We start from the raw sequence: 18,768 nt of genomic DNA on the forward strand, positions 1-18,768 counted from the left end.
CTCCTTGAGACAGAGGCGGCTATAATGCCACATCTTTTTTACCACACGACTTTTAATACAAGGTGAACGTTTTTCGATGAAATCCCTGCAAGTAATTGAGCTTTTTGCCGGTATCGGCGCCGACGGCAAACCGATTGTCGAGCAACTCCATGTGCGCGAACTGGAGGACGGCAATTTCCAACTGGTGCAATCGCCCGCGTTTGCCAAGGGTCTGGCCAGCGGCGATGTAGTCAAAATGCTCCCCGACACACGCGAGTTTGATTTGGTGCAGCGCAGCGGCAACCTGAGTGTGCGCGTGTTTAGCCGCAGCGATATCCAGGCGCTGGGCGATGTGCTCACAGCAGAGCTGGAAAAACTGGGCGGTGAACTGGACCGCGAAACCCCGCGTATGTTGGTCTACTCCATCCATGTGAGCTGTGGCTTCAGTGCGATTGAAAGCATCCTCAACGAATATGTCGGGCGCGACGGCCAAAGCGCTTGGATGTACGGAAATGTCTACGATCCCGCCGACGGCGAAACACCGCTCAATTGGTGGCTGGATCTGCTCAAACCTGAATAGCGTTTTACTTCACTCGTCGATATCGAACCCAATTTATGCTGCACCTTATTTCGCCCGCAAAAACCCTGGATTTTGAAACACCACCCAAGATTGCCGAATTCACCCAGCCACAATTCCTTGAGCACTCGCAGGAGTTGATTGCGGAGTTGCGCCAGCTCACCGCGCCGCAAGTTTCAAAGCTGATGACTGTCAGCGAAAAGCTGGGCGAATTAAATGCGCAGCGTTTCCTGGAATGGCAATTACCCTTTACACCGACTAACGCCAAACAGGCCGTGTTGGCGTTTAAGGGCGATGTGTATACCGGGATGGAGGCGGAGCAATTCTCCAAAACCCATTTCACGTTTGCGCAACAACATTTACGCATCCTTTCGGGTTTATATGGATTGCTGCGCCCGCTTGACTTGATCCAACCCTATCGCCTGGAAATGGGTACCAGCTTCGCCAATGCGCGCGGCAAAAACCTGTATCACTTCTGGGGCGATATCATCACCCACCAACTCAATCAGGAATTGGATACGCAGAAAGAGCGGGTGTTGGTGAACCTTGCCTCTAACGAATACTGGAGTGTGGTGAATACCAAAAAATTACACGCCGAAGTAATTACGCCCGTGTTTAAAGATTGCAAAAACGGCCAGTACAAAATCATCAGCTTTTTCGCTAAAAAAGCGCGCGGCATGATGAGCGCTTACATTATTAAAAATAAAATAAAAAAAGTAGAACAGCTTAAAGGCTTTGATACCGCAGGTTATTACTACGACGAGCGCAGTTCGTCGCCGAAGGAGTGGGTTTTCTTGAGGGAGAAGAATTAAAATACTTAGCGTTAAGAGAAGAGCAGGCTTGATTAACCTGCTCTCGATTCAGACCATTATTTTTGCCGCTTAAATATCGCAATCACTCCACTGACCGTACCCAAACCATTTGGGGAAATACTCACTAATTCCCAACCTTCACGCCCCAGTGCATCTAATTGTTGATTGAGTGCTTCGGCATCAATTGCGCCCGAAAAAAAGCTGCGCTTTTTATATGAAAGTGTTTTGTATTCCCAACGCATTATTTATCCCCTTCTTGATTAAGATTGTCGCTATCAAGTTGCTCAGTCTCGATTGACTCAATATCAGTGACGACTTTTTGGATCAATTTCACACGCCCGCTTTTGACCAGTGCATCGCGCAAAACAAATTCAATTTGCGCATTCAGGCTGCGCAAGTCATCGTCAGCCCAGCGCTGCATGGCGGCGATGACTTGTTCGTTGATACGCAGCGGAAAGGATTTTTTTGTCACGCGCTATCACCTTTAATTACGAGTAAAGTGTGCCTGTATTGATCACCGGTTTTGCTTGCTGATCACCGCAGAGTACGATCAATAAATTACTCACCATCGCCGCTTTGCGTTCGCCATCCAATTCCACCACACCCTGCACTTTTAATTGATCCAGCGCATCGGCCACCATACCCACAGCGCCCTGCACAATAATTTTGCGCGCCGCCAGTACCGCGCTCGCCTGTTGCCGCTGCAACATGGCTTGTGCAATTTCCGGCGCGTAGGCCAAGTGGCTTAGACGGGCTTCAAGTACATCCACACCCGCTTTTTGCAAGCGATCCTGCACTTCACTTTTTAGTTTCAGGGCGATGGCATTGGAATCACTGCGCAGGGATAGTCGCTCATCGTCAGTGTCGTGCTCGTAGGGGTAGCTGGTCGCCAGGTTGCGCAGCGCTGCCTCGCTTTGGATGGTGACATAATTTTCGTAGTCATCTACTTCAAATACCGCTTCGGCGGTATCGACCACACGCCACACAATTACCGCTGCAATTTCAATCGGATTGCCGTTGGAATCGTTCACTTTCAAACGCCCGGATTCAAAATTGCGCACACGCAAGCTGACCGATTTCTTACTGTAAAGCGGGTTGGCCCAGCGCAGACCGTTGTTACGATCGGTGCCTGCGTATTGCCCAAACAATTGCAACACCTTGCCCTGATTGGGCTGCACCATATAAAAACCGAACCAGCAGATAAAAATAACAATGGCGGCCAGTATCGCAATCGCCTTGATGGCGCCCGGCATAAACACAGCACCGGCGACACTGAGTATTTGCAATGCCAACAAGACGACCAACAGCAAATAACCTGACCCGCTGCGCGCTTCAACTTCATGAACCATGACTTTCTCCTTTAGGGTTTTTCGAATCGCATGATTGATATCATTTAGATATCAATTTAATACTGGTTTTATCCAAAGTAAAGAGAAGATAAAACAAAACCTCATCAATCCAGACGATGACTGCGCAAACCAAAAACAAACAGGCCGATGGTATTTGCCATCGGCCTGTTTGTTTGTCGCCTTCTAACCCATGTGGATTATTGGCAGGCAGACCCCGTGATCACCGGAATTTCAGCCGTGCCTGAGTGAGTACCCTGGAAACCGAACTCAACAGACTGCCCCGGTTGGATTGTGCTGTTCCAGCTCAGGTTAGTTGCTGAGTAGGGATTGGTGCCAGTGACAGTGGCGTTCCAGGTCCCGCTTAAACGAGTGCTGCCCGCATAAGTCCAACTCACACTCCAGCCATTGATCGCGCTGGTGCCTCTGTTGGTGATGCGGATTGCACCGGTAAAGCCGGCGCCCCAGTTATTGCTCACGATGTAGCTGCAGTTGCCACCTGTGCCCGCCCTGCTACTGGCGATGCTGCTAGCCGCGCTCGATGCCGGTTTGCTACTCGCGGGAGTAGAGCTCGCGGGTGTGCTGATGCGCGATGAACTGCTCAGCGCCACCGAACTGCTGGAGCGACTTGAAACTACCGGAACCGATGAGGCTGGTCGGCTGGAGGCAGCAATACTGGAACTGCTTACTGGCGTTGTGGCATTGGGATTGGTGCCAACGAAGTAAAGATCCGGTGCCGCCGGTGTTGCCATGCCATCGCCGAGGAAAAAGCCGGTGTGTGGCGGTTGGTTGTAACCCACATTTTGCCAGGCGATGGCAGTGCGGTACTGGGTGTCGTGCATCAGCGTGCGCAGCTTGTGGGTGGTCGGGGTCGGGGTGCTGAAAATCAACAATTGGCTGTTGCTTTCATGGCGCCAGATCACCTCTTCACGCCAGTCACCCAGCAGGTCTGCCGACAAACCGGGGGTGGATTTGGTGCCGTTATTAGATGCGGCGCCGTAGTTGTAGGCGGTGAGCAAACGGCTGCTGTTATTACTGCTGTAGTTCCACTTGTCGATCATGGTGTTGTTGAGCTGTTCGCGCAGTAGATCGCCATCCCACCAGGCCGCAAAGTTGGTTGATGCTGGTTTGGTAGTGCCTATCTGACCGCCGGTGGGATTGTTCAGCCCGCCCACGCTCGCCCAGCTTTCGGCGCCCGCGGTGCGCGGGTCTATATCCATAATTACTCCACGGCCGACATCTGCGCCGCCGCTGGGAAGGCTCCAGATAACCTGGCCGGTCTTGGCGTCATGCATATCGACGCCAGTGGCGTTGGACTCATGCACCATAAACACTTCCAAACCCGGACGGCTGGGGATGAAATCAGAGAGGTGCAGCGCATCGCCGTGACCGAAGCCGGTGGAGTACATGAGGGTGCCGTTGTCGTTGATGGTAGCCGCACCGTAGACGATTTCATCTTTGCCGTCCTGGTCCACATCGCCCACGGTCAAACTGTGCGCGCCCTGACCGGCGGCGGCACCATTGCCGCTGGCAGTGCTGTCAAAGGTCCAGCGACGGGTGAGCTGGCCATTGCGCCAGTCCCAGGCGACCAGCACTGCGCGGGTGTAATAACCGCGTGTGAAGACCAGACTAGGGCGAGTGCCGTCGAGGTAGGCAATGCCCGCAAGGAAGCGGTCAACCCGGTTGCCGTAACCATCGCCCCAACTGCTGACGGTGCCGCGCGCGGGCAGGTAGTCGGTTGATGCCATGGCTACACCAGTCTGGCCGTTAAACACGGTCAGATATTCGGGGCCCGAGAGGATATAACCGCTGGCATTGCGGTAGTCAGTATTGGCGTTGCTGCCGCCTTGCACAGTACCTGCGGCATCGCGCGTGCCCGGTGCGGTTTTCATCGCTACTTCGGCTTTGCCGTCACCGTCCAGGTCGTAAACCATAAACTGGGTGTAGTGGGCGCCCGCGCGGATGTTTTTGCCCAGATCGATGCGCCACAAACGCGTGCCATTCATTTCATAGGCATCAACAATGACGTTGCCGGTATAGCCACTTTGCGAATTGTCCTTGGCATTGGAAGGATCCCACTTCACTACGATTTCATATTCACCGTCGCCATCCAGATCGCCCACACTCAGGTCATTGGGAGCGTAGGTATAGGCCTCGCCACTCGGCGTAGTGCCGCCATTCGGACGGTTGAGGTTGACTGCCAAATAGGGGTTTGCCCATGTGGCTTTAGCCGGATTGGCCGCCAGTTCGGTACCATTGATGACCGCGCGTACGGTGTAAGCCGCGCTGGTAGTGCCGCTGGTATCCAAATAGTTAGTGCTATTGGTAATAGGCGCTGCGGTGATCTTGCTGCCATTGCGATAGACGTTAAAACTGATGTTGACCGGGTCATTACCCAGCATCCGCCAACTGATTAACACGCCACTGCCGGAGGGGAGTGCGACTACCCCGCGGTCCAGATATTCCGCTTGCCGGGCGGCAAAGCTGGGGGCAGCTAGAATGCCGGACAGCCCGGCGCACAAACATGCCAATAAGGTTTTGCGCAGCCAAGGCTGCGGATGACGTTTGATCATGATGGTTCTCGCTTGTTATTCGTAGTGATAAACATGAGGCTTGCACCTACGGCGCCAAGGCGTGTAGCTATGGTGCTGCGGTAGTAAGTCCCTGCGTCAGGTTTTCGGGTATTGCGACGCTTTGCCGAGCATCAGGTACAGCATGTTTTATTAAAATTATGGGATCGGGCTCCGCTGGAGAGATCCGGTTTGGGCGCCGGAAGCGGGTTTGGCTAGAGTATATAAATCGGATTTATATGGAAGGCTTAATTAGCGACAAATGCGACTTGGGTGGTGCTTGGTTGCACAAAATGAGAAACCGGTTACAAGGTTTTTTCTCATACAAAGTAAAGATTTCATCAATGAATAAAATGCTGCGGAATTATTGCAGGCTTCCTCAGTAGGAGGCCTGCATGTTGGAACGCGCAGATGATAGGTTGATGCGCGTTTAAACGACGGCGTGCGCCGACCAGCGCTCCAGCAAAATCGCCTGGGCATCGACCAGCTCCGCACCTTCCTGGACTTGGCAGGGCACGTAGCTGCCATCTTCTTGCAATAACCAGGCGTGGGTATTGTCAGCGAGGTAGAGCTGCATATCCTCCAGAATGCGGTCGCGGATTTTTTTGTGTTTGATCGGAAAGCAGGTTTCCACCCTGTGGAACATATTGCGCAGCATCCAGTCGGCACTCGAACAAAATAATTCCGGGTTGCCATTATTTTCAAAATAAAACACGCGATGGTGTTCGAGGAAGCGGCCGATAATCGAGCGCACGCGGATATTTTCTGACAAGCCCGCAACACCGGGGCGCAATTGGCAGACGCCGCGCACGATCAAATCGATCTGCACACCGGCTTGCGATGCGGCGTAGAGTTCGTTCACCAACTCTTCATCGTAAAGCGCATTCATTTTGGCGATGATGCGCGCGGGCTTGCCCTGCTCAGCGTGTTCTCTTTCTGTGCGGATGCGCTTCACCATGCCCTTGTGCAAGGTGAAAGGCGCGTATAAAAGCGCTTCCATTTTGGATGCTTTGCCCATGCTCGATAATTGCAAAAAGATGCGGTACACATCTTCGCCAATATCTTTGTCGGAGGTGAGCAATCCGTAGTCGGTATAAATTTTACTGGTGCGCGGGTGATAGTTGCCGGTGCCCAAATGCACGTAATAGCGCAGCTTGCCGGTTTCACGACGCGCGACCAAAATCATCTTGGCGTGGGTTTTAAAACCCACCACACCGTAAATCACATGGATACCAAACCGCTGCAAGCGCTCGGCCAGTGCCACGTTTTGCTCTTCATCAAAACGCGCGCGCAATTCTACAATTGCAGTCACTTCTTTACCGGCTTTGGCGGCGGCGACCAGAGCATCCACAATCGGCGAATTGGAGCCGGTGCGATACAAGGTTTGTTTAATCGCTAATACGCTCGGGTCGGCGGCGGCTTCGCGCAAAAAATCTACCACGCCCTGAAATGAATCGAACGGGTGATGGAGCAAAATATCCTGCTTCTGCAACACTTCAAAATAGGAGTTGGTGCGCTTGGGCAATTTGGGCATGGCTTGCACAAAGGGTTTGAAATAATGCGCAGCGTCTTTGACCAAATCAAACAAATCGCCGTAGCGATTTAAATTCACCGGCCCATTAATGCGGTACAAATCGCGCTCTTTAATTTCGCAGCGCTGCAATAAAAATTGCTCCAACTCCGAGGGGCAGGTATCGGTAATTTCCAAACGCACTTCATCGCCGTATTGGCGATACGCCAACTCACCTTGTACGGCGCGCAACAAATCGTCGGTCTCTTCTTCGTCGAGGAAAATGTCAGAGTTGCGCGTGAGGCGGAATTGATAGCTTTCCATCACCGTCATGCCGACAAATATTTCGGCCATAAAAAAATGGATGATGGAGGAGATAAATACAAAGTTGCGCCCGTTAATACTCAGCGCTTCGGGCAATTCAATAATGTGCGGTAGCGAGCGCGGCACCTGCACGATCGCGCGGCCGGAATTGCGGCCGAAGGCGTCTTTGCCATCGAGGCGGACAATAAAATTCAAGCTTTTGTTGAGGATGCGCGGAAATGGATGCGCAGGGTCGAGCCCGATCGGGCTGAGCACCGGCAGTACATCGGATAAAAAGATATGTTTGAGGTATTGGATTTGTTCCTGGTTCCAATCTTCGCGGCGCAATACCTGAATGCCCTGTTCACGCATGGACGGCAGCAATTCGCTGTTGAGTATGCGGTATTGCTCGGCCACCAATTCATGGGCGCGCAGGGAAATTTCATTCAGGGTCTGGGTCTGGGTCAAACCGTCCGGCCCCTGTGTGGGCGGCGCATTGCGCTCAAGTATTTCTACCAACCCGCCTACACGCACCTCAAAAAACTCATCGAGGTTGGTGGAAAAAATGCACAGAAAACGCAGCCGTTCCAGCAGCGGTAAACTGCGGTTGTAGGCTTGATGAAGGACGCGTTTGTTAAATTCGAGCAGACTCAGCTCGCGGTTGAAATAGGCGTTAGACACCTTGTACCTCGTTACCCGATTTGTGTTAAGCCAATAATTCGCGCCAGATTATGTCAATCATGTGACAGAAATAAGACAGCAGTTGCTTGGTGCTAACACTAGCAAAGTTTTGGATGCAAGAGTGGGCTTAGTGCAAAAAGCGGGAATATGAAGTCTGGGGATCAAGGGAAGACCTTGGGCAAGCACCCAAGGTCTGAAAAACTTAGTTGCACTTATACACATCAAAACTCTGGCGGCCATCTTGTACCAGGCTGACGGGCACTATGGTGTCGCCGCCAAATTGGGTGGCCTCATTGCGCGCAAGGTTAGTCAGTTCAGTCGCCACTTTTTCAGGTGAGCGTTTCATTGAGCCGACAAAGTTATCTTTCACTTTGACGTTCACGGTGCGCACTTTTTCGCAGTTGCGCACATTGGCAGCATTGGCAACAGCTACGCTGGCACCTTGCTCGCTCACTTTTACCCAGCTACAGGCGCTGGTCAGGCTGACGATGGCGGCTAACAGGAGAGTGGTTTTTTTCATGGATAATTTTCCTCAGAAATGATTAATCAATAATCAGGGGACAAAAAACTCGCGGCTACACTAATCCCATAGCGGTCGAGTTGCAAGCCGCGGCGATCGGCGTGCCGCCGGTGTAATGTGCGGTAATAATTATTTTTGGTAATCGCGCCCATGAGTAGTATCTTTGGCGAGCATCTGCTTACCCCGTGTAAGTTGATTTTGCTGCAACCCTGCTAGTCGCACGACCAACATAAGAAATTTACCGATAGGAAAATCGCTAAAGAGGAGTTAACCCTATGGGCGCATTAAAAACCGGCCTGAGTAATTTATTTTCCCGACGCAGTTTATGGCGGCTGACCAAGCTGCTGATCATTTTCGCCATCCCCATGGGGATAAGCCTCCTGATCGGCAAGATCTACCAAAACTGGGACGATGATCCGGAACGCGGCGCGATTGCCATCGAGAACGGCGCCTTTGGTGAAAACTATTCCACTCCCATTTATCTGGATCAGGGCTGGAGCGCCAACGATAGCCTCTGGTACTACAACACCACCCAGGGCTCGGCGTTAATGCCCTACGACTTTTTTATCGCGCTGGAGCAAAGCGATTCGACCGAGCCGTTCCGCGCCAACAGCCTGATCGATAAATACCGCTACCTGCCGCAAAAGCCGACCTTTTTTAACCCTGACGGCCTGCCGGTCGGATTTGTTAAAGAGTCCTACCAAGGCAATGATTACATCGGCTTTACCTGCGCCGCTTGCCACACCGGGCAGGTGAATTACAAAGGCACCGCTATCCGTATCGACGGTGGCCCGGCGATGGCCGATATGGTGGGCTTCCTCACCGATCTGCAAAAAAGTCTGGATATCGCCCTGGCTAACAGCGAGAAAAACCAGCGTTTTGTCGCCAAGGTACTGGAGCTTAATAACACTTATTCCAACGCCGATGAAGTACAGACTGACCTCCAGCGTTGGGCGCGCAAAATCCGCTTGTACAACAATATCAACGCATCAAAAGTCGAGTATGGCTATGCCCGCCTCGATGCCTTTGGGCGTATCTACAACCGTGTGCTGGAACATGTAATCAACCGCAATCAGGTGCGCGATGTACTGCTGGGGGCGACCAAATCCGAAGACGACGATACCAATCTGCTTACACCGGTGCAGGTAGATAAAGTGTTGGAAGACATCAGTGAAACTATTATCGGCGACTTGCAGTTTGCCAAAATTATCGACCGTTTGATGTCCACCAAAGAAGGATATCCAGCACTCAGTTTGGCGGTGATGAACGAGCGCATCAAACCACTGCTGTTCAACGAACCTAATGCGCCGGTCAGCTACCCCTTCCTGTGGGACATAGTGCAATCCGACTATGTGCAGTGGAACGGCCTGGCATCCAATGCGGGCGTGGGGCCGCTCGGGCGCAATACGGGTGAGGTAATCGGCGTGTTTGGCATTCTCGATTGGACCGCGCACAAACGCGGCTGGAGTCTGCCAGCGCTGGTGACTGGCCAAAAGAGCAAGAGCTACCAAATCGATTTCACTTCCTCAATTGATCTGGTGAACCTGTCGCGGCTGGAATCGCATCTGGCCAGTTTGACCTCGCCCGTATGGCCCACTCAAAAGGCAGATAGTCCGCAGCAAGAGATAGCCAAAGCGATTTTTGACAAGTTACCTGAGTGGCAAATAGACGGTACAAAAGTGCGCCGTGGCCGTGCGCTCTACGCCGAGTATTGCGAGTCCTGCCATGAGGTGATTGATCGCACTGACCATGATCGTATTGTCGTTGCCAGTATGTTGAATATTGATGTGGCGGGCACCGACCGCGCCATGGCTGAAAATAGCGTCAACTACACTGGTTTCTCCGGCAATTTTAAAAATACCTATCAAACCGAAAGCGTAGGTGGACTGGTAATCAAGGATCGCGCGCCGGTAGTGCAAATCCTCACGGCGGCTACTATGGGCGAAGTCACCACCGCGCCGGATCCGGATAAATGGTGGCCGCGTCGCGCGCTCGACTGGCTGTATATGCTGGCGCATTCCTTCTTTGATAATGAAATCAAAGCCAGTGTAAAATCCGGCAACTATCAACCGGATACCACCGCATCGCCCTACCAATCGCTGCTATCCTACAAAGCGCGCTCATTAAATGGCATCTGGGCGACCGCGCCCTACTTGCATAACGGCTCAGTGCCGAGCATTTATGATCTGCTCTTGCCGGTGAAGCGCGATGGCGATCCTGCTGATGGGCTCTATCGCCCGACCGAATTTGAAGTGGGCAGCCGCGAATTTGATCCGCGCAAAGTCGGCCTGCGCACTGAAGGCTATGATGGATTTACCTTCAAGGCGGATAAGCGTGGCGACTTTAACATCGGCCACGAATACGGCACGATCCATGCGCCTGCAGTTAATGGCGAAAAACCAGAGCCGTTGACCGATGAGGAGCGGTGGGATTTGGTTGAATATATTAAAACCCTGTAGGTCTGAAACCTGAACACAGGGTGTAATCAAAGGAACGATAGCGCCACTTTTTGCTGTATTGTCCACACGGGTAATATGGCAAAGGTGGCGTTCTTGCATCTGTGGATGGTGAAACCATCGGCATCAGAAACTATCGATAGGGAAAAAGGTCGATGATAAAAATATCGATGGCAGGAAGGAATGATCGCATTTTTTTATTACCCTATTCCCTCGGTCATCCACAAAATGGCCTTTAACGAGTTAGCTGTTTGTTTATGCGATCAACAATAAGTAGCAATCTACATACATGGGGGCGTCTTGCGGCAGCTGCCGCCCTGAGCCTCTTGATAATGGCACCGCTAGTGCAGGCATCAGGTGAAAAACGGGTCACTGTGCCTATTGCCCTGCCATTTCAGCAAGCGACATCCTTGTCGTCGAGCAGTGTAGCAGCCACTACTGCTGCGGCATTGCCGAACCCCAATGCGATCCAGCCCATGCCCTATACCCAGGCGCCCGCCCCTGCGGTGGTGGCGCTCTATTCGTCAGCAGCGTATTCTTCTGCAGAGGCGCTTTCATCGGCAGTTCAGGTCGCGAATGTCAGTTCGGTGGCCACTAGTTCAGCGGCGCCCGCGGTAAAAGCGGCGGTCGCCAAGGAGGCAAGGCCGGCAGCAGTCAACATTCCCGTTGTAACCACAGCACCGATCAAGGCGCCACGTTATCCGGTTGGCCACCCAGAGGCATTTGTGCCCGAGTTTGAAGATTACATCGCCAAAAAAGTTGCGCCCTTTGTGCCGGGAGTGGCGGTGGTGATTGTCTCGGGAGGGCAGATTAAATCACTCAACGGTTATGGCGTGCGCCGCGCCGGCACGCGCGAAACTATCACTCCCGATACCGTGTTCCGCCTTGCGTCCCTGTCCAAAGCGGTTGCCGCAACCTCCGCCAGTGTATTGGTCAATGAGGGCAAAATCAGTTGGGATACCACCGTAACTTCAGTTCTACCCAATATCACCTTTAGCAATGCACGTTACGGCAAGCAACTCACCCTGCGCCATGCGCTCTCGCAATCCTCGGGTTTACCGCGCCACACCTACAGTCACTTTATTGATGCCAATAAGAGCTACGCCGATTCAGTGGCGCGCCTGCGCTATGTGAATTTCGTCTGCCCACCGGGCAAATGTTTTGCCTACCAGAATGTGATGTACAGCCTGTCGGGCGATATGATCAAGAACAAAGCGGGCATGAGTTTCGAGCAGTACACGGAAGAGAAAATTTTTGATCCGCTCGGCATGCGCAGCGCGTCCTATGGTCTGGCCAGCTACAACGCATCCCCCAATCGGGCCGCACCGCATGTCAATAATGGCAAGCGCTGGATTCCAACCGCCGTCACGGGTAATTGGTATCGCGTAGCACCGGCGGCGGGTGTGAACGCCAGCATTGTCGATATGTCGCGCTTTTTGCTCGCGCAGATGGGCAAGCGGCAGGATGTACTGCCACTCTCCGTACTCAATCCCATCCAGTCACGGGTGACCAAAAATACCCCGGCGCAAAACTATTACGGTGTGCGCAAAGCGGTGGGTAATACCGCCTATGGCATGGGCTGGCGGGTATTTGATTACGGCCGCAACAAAAACTTTATCCACCACGGCGGCCACGTAAAAGGTTTCCGCACCGAGATGGTATTCAACCGCGATTTACAGATCGGCATGGTATTCCTGTCCAATTCCGAAACCCGCCTTGCGCGCGATGTGATTTTTAAATTCCTCGATAGCTACGAGCGCGCCCAGACCGCGGCGCGCGGCGCTGCCAAGAAGAAAAAATAATCGTGAATCTCAACGCACTGCATCCGCGCCAGATTTTACGTGCACTCGATGAGATCGACCGGGCATCACCCTCATACACCCTTGATCGCCCTGCCGCCCTGCGTCGCGTCATGCTGGTTCTGGCCTGTGTGTCTGTGAGTTTGCTGGTGCTCCATTACGCCAAGTTTTCCAACAATCTGCTTGCCCTGCTGGGTTGGTTGGGGGAATGGAATGGAATGAGCGGGCAGCATTATGTGCAAGCCTTGCAAGCGCAGGGTTGGTTGGACTTGTGCGGTTATATTTGGTGGACGCTGTGCCATCTGCTCACATTTATTGTGCTGCCCTGGCTGGTGATCCGCTTCGGCTTCAAGCAGTCCATGCTGGATTTCGGCTGGCGCTGGAACCAGGTGAGCGAGCACTGGCGCGGCTATCTGCTGCTGCTCAGCCCGATCCTGGTATTCGTTGTGCTGGTGAGTTTCGGCGATGATTTCGTCAACCACTACCCCTTTTATCGTCAGGCCGGGCGCAGCTGGCTCGACTTTCTCTTGTGGGAACTGCTCTACATAAGCCAGTTTGTGTTCCTCGAATTCTTTTTCCGCGGTTTTATGCTCAATGCCCTGCGTCCGGCCATGGGCGCCAATGCGATCTGGGTAATGTGTGTACCCTATATGATGATCCATTTACCCAAGCTTGCTCTTGAAGCGACCGGCGCGATTTTATTTGGCCTGTTTCTCGGCATTCTTGCACTGCAATCGCGCTCGATTTGGGGTGGCGTTTTGGTGCACGCCGGTGTGGCGCTGAGTATGGATCTAGCCGCATTGTTGCGTAAACAGGATATTCCTGGATCATTTTTTCCTTTCTGATTGTGCTCTTATAACTCCCCGCTGTTAGCTTTTTTTCGGGTATCTCTCCAGCCCTTGCAAATCAACGGCTTGTCGCTTAAATATTCAAATTGCCCGAAAATTGGCACCTAAGGCATCAAAATAGTGCGACTTGAATCACGAATTTTTGCTGCTAAAGTCACTGTTACCCGGCAAAAAACTTCTGTGAGGAAAGGATATGATTCACATCTACAGCACGGCAAGCGTCAAATCAGCGCTCTTCCTGATCGCTCTGATGGCCACAGCGGCAACCCATGCATCGCTACTCGACTGCACCACATCCCCTTATGTAGATGTGGTCGCCGATGCACCATGCACCCCCATCGAACCCCTGGTGGATGAAAGCAAAACCTACATATTGGAAGAGGCTATTCCCGCGCAACCCATCAAAGCTGTACTGGCGGGTTTTCAGGTTAACCAGACGCGTGCCGCCAGTGCCCTACCTGAATCAGCTCCACTAGTCGTGTTGATTGGTGCCTTGCTTGCGGTGCTATTGGTTCGCGCCAAAAGCTGTAATACCAAATAGTTGTTTTTATAATATCCAGTAACAGCTGCGCAAAACCCGCGAACCTGCAAAAACAAAGATGGCTATATGTATATCTAGCCAGTAAAATCGCCGCATTCTTTTTTACTGGCTCTGGTTATGGATGTTTCCCTCCTATTAGATTCGCTCAATACTGCCCAGCGCGACGCGGTTGCGGCGCCAGCGTGCAACCAATTGATCCTCGCTGGAGCGGGCAGTGGTAAAACGCGTGTGTTGGTGCATCGTATCGCTTGGCTGATCCAGGTGGAAAAAGTATCGCCCTATTCGATAATGGCGGTGACTTTTACCAACAAAGCCGCACGTGAAATGCGCGCGCGCCTCGACGAGCTCTTCCAACAGAACGGACAGCCCATCAACAGCCGCGCTATGTGGGTCGGCACTTTCCACGGCCTCGCACATCGACTGTTAAAGGCGCATTGGCAGGATGCAAAACTGCCGCAGAATTTCCAGATTTTGGATAGCGATGATCAGTTGCGTCTGATCAAACGCGTCTACCAAACGCTCAATATCGACGAAAACAAATGGCCGCATAAACAGGCGCAGTGGTACATCAACGGCCAAAAAGATGAAGGCCTGCGCCCGCAGCATATCCAGGATACTGGCGATCCCTTTGTGCGCACCATGCTGCAAATTTATCGCGCTTATGAAGAAGACTGTCAGCGCGGTGGCATGGTGGATTTCGCCGAGATTTTATTGCGCGCCCACGAACTCTGGCTGCATAAACCGCACATCCTCGAACACTATCAGCAGCGTTTCCCGTTTGTATTGGTCGATGAGTTTCAGGATACCAACAGCGTGCAATACGCATGGCTGCGTGTGCTCGCGGGAAAAAGCGCCTGCGTGAGCGCAGTGGGCGACGACGACCAATCTATTTACGGTTGGCGCGGTGCAAAAATTGAAAACATTCAGCGCTTCTCGCAGGATTTTGCCAACACGCAGGTGTATCGCCTCGAACAAAACTATCGCTCCACCGGCAATATTCTCAAGGCCGCCAACGCGGTGATCAAACACAACTACGGCCGACTCGGCAAAGAGTTGTGGACTGAGGGTGAAAAAGGCGATCCGATTTCACTTTACGCCGCCTACAACGAACAGGATGAAGCGCGCTTTATTGTCGAGCGCATTCAGGATTGGGCGCGCAAAGGCTGCGAGAAAAAAACCATCGCAATTTTGTATCGCTCCAACGCCCAGTCGCGCGTATTGGAAGAAGCCTTGTTGCGCGAGGCGATTCCCTATCGCATTTACGGCGGTCAGCGCTTTTATGATCGCCTCGAAATTAAAAATGCCATCGCCTACATGCGCTTGATTAGCAACCGCCACGACGATGCCGGTTTTGAACGCGTGATTAATACTCCGACGCGCGGTATCGGTGGCAAAACCGTTGACGATATTCGCTTGTTTGCACGCGAACAGGGCTGCTCGCTCTGGGCAGCAGCCGAACAAATGGTTGCCAAGCGCGTACTCGCTGCACGCGCCGGTAATGCGGTGCAATCATTTTTAAATTTGGTTGAAAAGCTCGCGCAGGATGCAAACGCAATTGATATCCACGGCGATACGCCATCGCTCGATATGGTTGCAAAACAAGTCATCGAAGACACCGGCCTGCTGGAATTTCATCAAAATGAAAAAGGTGAAAAAGGCCAGGCGCGCGGCGAAAACTTGCAGGAATTAATTACTGCCTGCCGCGCATTTGATGCTGAAGAAGAGAATGAAGAACTCTCGCCGCTACAACAATTTTTAGATACAGCGGCACTCGATGCCGGTGAAACCCAGGCCGATGAATTTGAAGATGCAGTGCAATTAATGACGCTGCACTCGGCCAAAGGGTTGGAATTTCCGCTGGTGTTTTTGGCCGGTGTGGAAGAGGGTTTGTTCCCGCATAAAATGTCGGCGGACGACCCGGATCGTTTGGAAGAAGAGCGGCGCCTGTGTTACGTGGGCATCACTCGCGCTATGGAAAAGTTATTTATCAGTTATGCCGAAACCCGTCGCTTGTACGGCAATGAAACCTTTAATGCGGTGTCCCGTTTTGTGAAAGAAATTCCTGAAGATTGTATCGAAGAAGTGCGTTTAAAAACCGCGGTCACCCGTCCGGTCAGTTTTAATCGTCCGCTCACCAAACCCTCAACCCGCCAGCCCATGTACGATACCGGCGAAGACACTGGCTTCCGCCTTGGCCAGCGCGTCACCCACGCCATGTTTGGTGAAGGTGTGATTTTGCAGTTCGAAGGCTCGGGTCCGAACGCGGTGATTCAAGTTAAATTTGAAGCTATCGGTATCAAACGCTTGGTGATGCAATATGCAAAGTTGCAGGCGCTGTAAAGCCTCTGTAAAAAGTGTAGCCAAAAAAACTACAGCTGTAGCAAAATTTGCTACGACGATAAAACACAAATATTTTTTCAGATCCTGAAGCGAAGGAACTATGAATAATAAATCCACTAACTGGTACCCGCTTGTTATTGTCATCCTGATCGCCACCTTGGCCGCGGTATTCGCGGCTTTAGTGTTGGAGAAATCCAAACCTGCAGATGCAGTGCAAAATACATCTGTAAGCGCGCAAAATTCTTCGGCAGTTTCTTCCCAGCAATACCATTGGAAAATGGTAACTTCCTGGCCAAAAAACACACCCGGATTAGGCGTAGGTGCAGAGAATTTGGCACGTGTGATTAACGAAATGTCCGGTGGGCGCTTGCAAATTCATGTGTATGGTGCAAATGAATTAGTGCCTGCCATGGGTGTGTTTGATGCGGTGTCATCGGGCAGTGTGGAAATGGGACATTCCGGCAGTTATTTCTGGCGCGGCAAGGTACCCGCTGCGCAATTTTTTACCTCAGTACCCTTTGGGATGAATGCGCAGGAATTGTATGGCTGGATCAACCACGGCGGCGGTTTGGAATTGTGGCGCGAACTTTACGCCCCATTTAATTTAATTCCGTTTCCTGCGGGTAATACCGGTGTGCAAATGGCGGGCTGGTTTAATCGCGAAATTAATTCGGTGGAAGATTTACGCGGGTTAAAAATGCGTATTCCCGGTTTGGCGGGCGAAGTATTTAACCTGGCCGGTGGGACATCGGTAAATATTCCCGGTGGCGAACTCTATACCGCGTTGCAAACCGGTGTTATCGATGCGGCGGAATGGGTCGGGCCGGAAAATGATCTGGCGTTTGGTTTCCAGCAGATCGCAAAGTATTATTACTATCCCGGTTGGCATGAGCCGGGTCCGTCGATGGAATTGATCATCAACAAAACCGCGTTTGAAAATTTGCCCAAGGATTTGCAGGCGATTGTGACCTACGCTGCGCGCGCGATGAGCCAGGATATGTTTGACAGTTACACCGCGCACAACAGCCGCGCGTTAAAAGAATTGGTTGACAATCAAGGTGTGCAAATTCGCAGATTGCCGGATGAAGTGCTGAAGCATTTCTACGAAATTTCGCAGCAGGTATATGCGGAGCAAGCTGCGAAAGATCCGCAATTTAAAAAGGTTTACGATTCATATTCTGCGTTTATGAAAGACTCGGCCGCCTATCAAAAAATTTCCGAGCAGACCTATTACGAAGTGCGCGAGCAGCAAAGCAAATAGCGCTGCAATCAATCCACAGTATCGCGCCCAGCAACACCGGGCGCGGGATCAATTTCCGATAGTGTCATCGCCCTGTGCAGTAATTTCCACCAGTGTTGCAATCCCATTCTTACGCAGTTTTTCCATTAAGCGCGCCAGCTGTTCTACTTGCGCTGCATCCAATTGTTCGCCGTGGGTGAAGCTCAAACGTTTCTTTGCTACTAGCTCGCGCACATATTCAGGGCGCACACGCAGACGTTCGGCGGTTTGAGTGATTGAAAGGAGTTGACGCAACATGGAGTGCTCACGAACTGATCGATTAAGTGGCTTACTATGACATATTTAGACGCCGTTTGGGGCACCCTTAGGGGCACTGCTTTCTGCGCCCATCATTTTAATCACGGACAGGGCGCAGGTTAGTACTGGGCTGGGCGCAGCAAGCGGCGCCCCTACTTATTCGTGCAACCTGGCAGCTTTGGCTGTGCGTTGCGGCAAGCTGTGCCATAATTTCCCTCATAACATTTCTGCTGACCCCAATTTTTCTGCTGATAAGGTTCTTCCATGGCTAATCTTGGCACCCTCTATACCGTTTCTGCGCCTTCAGGTGCAGGCAAAACCAGTCTGGTCAGCGCACTGGTGAAATCCAACCCGGAAGTTTGTGTTTCTATCTCCCACACCACCCGCCCTATGCGCCCCGGTGAAATTGATGGGGTGAATTATCATTTTGTCGATCATGCGACCTTTGAATCCATGCTGGAGCAGGGTGCATTCCTCGAACATGCACGAGTGTTTAGCAATCTGTATGGCACCTCCCAGCAATGGGTGGTTGATACCTTAAAACAGGGTATCGATGTGATTTTGGAGATTGATTGGCAGGGCGCCGAGCAAGTGCGCAAATTAATGCCAGATACGGTGAGCCTGTTTATCCTTCCGCCTTCACTCGCGTGTTTGCGCCAGCGGTTAACCGGGCGTGGGCAAGATGATGTCGCTGTGATTGAAGCGCGGATGAGTGAGGCAATTAGCGAGATGTCACACTATGTCGAGGCGGATTATTTGATTATCAACGACGATTTCACTGTGGCCCTCGCGCAATTCCAGGCGCTAATTACAAGTCAGCACATCCGCCTTGCACGCCAGGCCGAGCGCCACAGTCAGTTACTAAAAGACTTATTGGCTTAAATTTAGTCATGCGCGGTTGGCATAGTTGCTGCTGCTGACGCATAATAGCCGACCGGACCGCAGCCCG

General features: G+C 52.2%; 15 protein-coding genes and 1 pseudogene. 9 read left to right on the plus strand and 7 right to left on the minus strand.

Features of this window, described 5'->3' with window-relative positions; all coding sequences use genetic code 11:
- Window positions 1–76 precede the first annotated feature (76 nt).
- Together J2X05_RS17005 and yaaA are read left to right on the plus strand one after the other, a co-directional pair.
- Complete coding sequence (locus tag J2X05_RS17005) at window positions 77–559, plus strand: DUF4265 domain-containing protein (RefSeq protein ID WP_310074721.1); 483 nt, start codon at window positions 77–79, stop codon at window positions 557–559.
- A 35-nt stretch (window positions 560–594) separates the two neighbouring features.
- Window positions 595–1,368, plus strand: a complete 774-nt coding sequence (gene yaaA, locus J2X05_RS17010; RefSeq protein ID WP_310074723.1) for a peroxide stress protein YaaA — start codon at window positions 595–597, stop codon at window positions 1,366–1,368.
- Window positions 1,369–1,424: 56 nt separating this feature from the next.
- On the opposite strand, the gene J2X05_RS17015 is transcribed toward yaaA, so the two are convergent.
- The 6 genes and pseudogenes from J2X05_RS17015 to J2X05_RS17040 all read right to left on the minus strand — a co-directional run bounded on the left by J2X05_RS17015 (window position 1,425) and on the right by J2X05_RS17040 (window position 8,298).
- On the minus strand, window positions 1,425–1,610 hold the full coding sequence (locus tag J2X05_RS17015) for a DUF4177 domain-containing protein (protein WP_310074725.1): 186 nt from the start codon (window positions 1,608–1,610) through the stop codon (window positions 1,425–1,427).
- Complete coding sequence (locus J2X05_RS17020; RefSeq protein WP_310074726.1) at window positions 1,610–1,840, minus strand: type II toxin-antitoxin system antitoxin; 231 nt, start codon at window positions 1,838–1,840, stop codon at window positions 1,610–1,612. The genes J2X05_RS17015 and J2X05_RS17020 overlap by 1 nt, the downstream gene beginning before the upstream one ends.
- 16 nt (window positions 1,841–1,856) lie before the next feature.
- Window positions 1,857–2,717, minus strand: coding sequence for an SPFH domain-containing protein (locus J2X05_RS17025; protein ID WP_310074728.1), 861 nt, complete (start codon window positions 2,715–2,717; stop codon window positions 1,857–1,859).
- Between the two features lie 197 nt (window positions 2,718–2,914).
- The gene (locus tag J2X05_RS17030; protein WP_310074730.1) at window positions 2,915–5,287 is read right to left on the minus strand and encodes a rhamnogalacturonan lyase family protein; all 2,373 of its coding nucleotides are present in this window, start codon (window positions 5,285–5,287) and stop codon (window positions 2,915–2,917) included.
- Between the two features lie 427 nt (window positions 5,288–5,714).
- Window positions 5,715–7,781, minus strand: a pseudogene (gene ppk1 / locus J2X05_RS17035) (polyphosphate kinase 1); the annotation flags it as partial.
- Window positions 7,782–7,980: 199 nt separating this feature from the next.
- Complete coding sequence (locus J2X05_RS17040) at window positions 7,981–8,298, minus strand: DUF4156 domain-containing protein (RefSeq protein WP_310074731.1); 318 nt, start codon at window positions 8,296–8,298, stop codon at window positions 7,981–7,983.
- Between the two features lie 275 nt (window positions 8,299–8,573).
- Here J2X05_RS17040 and J2X05_RS17045 point away from each other — a divergent pair, with 275 nt between their 5' ends.
- The 6 genes from J2X05_RS17045 (at window position 8,574) to J2X05_RS17070 (ending at window position 17,543) form a co-directional block, all read left to right on the plus strand.
- Window positions 8,574–10,757, plus strand: a complete 2,184-nt coding sequence (locus J2X05_RS17045; protein WP_310074734.1) for a di-heme-cytochrome C peroxidase — start codon at window positions 8,574–8,576, stop codon at window positions 10,755–10,757.
- A gap of 254 nt (window positions 10,758–11,011) precedes the next feature.
- On the plus strand, window positions 11,012–12,556 hold the full coding sequence (locus J2X05_RS17050) for a serine hydrolase domain-containing protein (RefSeq protein ID WP_310074736.1): 1,545 nt from the start codon (window positions 11,012–11,014) through the stop codon (window positions 12,554–12,556).
- Between the two features lie 2 nt (window positions 12,557–12,558).
- Window positions 12,559–13,398 carry a CPBP family intramembrane glutamic endopeptidase gene (locus tag J2X05_RS17055; protein WP_310074737.1) on the plus strand — a complete coding sequence of 280 codons (840 nt, stop codon included), beginning with the start codon at window positions 12,559–12,561 and terminating at the stop codon, window positions 13,396–13,398.
- A 196-nt stretch (window positions 13,399–13,594) separates the two neighbouring features.
- Entirely contained in the window at window positions 13,595–13,942 is a 348-nt protein-coding gene (locus tag J2X05_RS17060; RefSeq protein ID WP_310074738.1) for a hypothetical protein, read from the plus strand.
- A 117-nt stretch (window positions 13,943–14,059) separates the two neighbouring features.
- Window positions 14,060–16,282: a DNA helicase II gene (gene uvrD / locus J2X05_RS17065; protein WP_310074739.1), complete on the plus strand. Its 2,223-nt coding sequence runs from the start codon at window positions 14,060–14,062 to the stop codon at window positions 16,280–16,282.
- A 100-nt stretch (window positions 16,283–16,382) separates the two neighbouring features.
- Window positions 16,383–17,543 carry a TRAP transporter substrate-binding protein gene (locus J2X05_RS17070; protein ID WP_310074740.1) on the plus strand — a complete coding sequence of 387 codons (1,161 nt, stop codon included), beginning with the start codon at window positions 16,383–16,385 and terminating at the stop codon, window positions 17,541–17,543.
- A 48-nt stretch (window positions 17,544–17,591) separates the two neighbouring features.
- On the opposite strand, the gene J2X05_RS17075 is transcribed toward J2X05_RS17070, so the two are convergent.
- The gene (locus tag J2X05_RS17075; protein ID WP_310074741.1) at window positions 17,592–17,819 is read right to left on the minus strand and encodes a hypothetical protein; all 228 of its coding nucleotides are present in this window, start codon (window positions 17,817–17,819) and stop codon (window positions 17,592–17,594) included.
- A 264-nt stretch (window positions 17,820–18,083) separates the two neighbouring features.
- On the opposite strand from J2X05_RS17075, the gene gmk reads away from it, so the two are divergent.
- A complete protein-coding gene (gmk, locus tag J2X05_RS17080) occupies window positions 18,084–18,701 on the plus strand; it encodes a guanylate kinase (protein WP_310074743.1) in 618 nt (205 codons plus the stop codon).
- Window positions 18,702–18,768: the final 67 nt, after the last annotated feature.

The sequence above is a fragment of the Cellvibrio fibrivorans genome (genome assembly GCF_031457055.1).
Lineage (GTDB): Bacteria > Pseudomonadota > Gammaproteobacteria > Pseudomonadales > Cellvibrionaceae > Cellvibrio > Cellvibrio fibrivorans.

Bases quoted from the DNA above. Each gene is read 5' to 3' on its own strand.
- J2X05_RS17030 (WP_310074730.1), bottom strand. From the start codon at position 5,287: ATGATCAAACGTCATCCGCAGCCTTGGCTGCGCAAAACCTTATTGGCA.
- J2X05_RS17060 (WP_310074738.1), top strand. From the start codon at position 13,595: ATGATTCACATCTACAGCACGGCAAGCGTCAAATCAGCGCTCTTCCTG.
- J2X05_RS17070 (WP_310074740.1), top strand. From the start codon at position 16,383: ATGAATAATAAATCCACTAACTGGTACCCGCTTGTTATTGTCATCCTG.
- J2X05_RS17040 (WP_310074731.1), bottom strand. From the start codon at position 8,298: ATGAAAAAAACCACTCTCCTGTTAGCCGCCATCGTCAGCCTGACCAGC.
- J2X05_RS17025 (WP_310074728.1), bottom strand. From the start codon at position 2,717: ATGGTTCATGAAGTTGAAGCGCGCAGCGGGTCAGGTTATTTGCTGTTG.
- J2X05_RS17015 (WP_310074725.1), bottom strand. From the start codon at position 1,610: ATGCGTTGGGAATACAAAACACTTTCATATAAAAAGCGCAGCTTTTTT.
- J2X05_RS17045 (WP_310074734.1), top strand. From the start codon at position 8,574: ATGGGCGCATTAAAAACCGGCCTGAGTAATTTATTTTCCCGACGCAGT.
- J2X05_RS17005 (WP_310074721.1), top strand. From the start codon at position 77: ATGAAATCCCTGCAAGTAATTGAGCTTTTTGCCGGTATCGGCGCCGAC.
- J2X05_RS17075 (WP_310074741.1), bottom strand. From the start codon at position 17,819: ATGTTGCGTCAACTCCTTTCAATCACTCAAACCGCCGAACGTCTGCGT.
- gmk (WP_310074743.1), top strand. From the start codon at position 18,084: ATGGCTAATCTTGGCACCCTCTATACCGTTTCTGCGCCTTCAGGTGCA.
- uvrD (WP_310074739.1), top strand. From the start codon at position 14,060: ATGGATGTTTCCCTCCTATTAGATTCGCTCAATACTGCCCAGCGCGAC.
- J2X05_RS17050 (WP_310074736.1), top strand. From the start codon at position 11,012: ATGCGATCAACAATAAGTAGCAATCTACATACATGGGGGCGTCTTGCG.
- yaaA (WP_310074723.1), top strand. From the start codon at position 595: ATGCTGCACCTTATTTCGCCCGCAAAAACCCTGGATTTTGAAACACCA.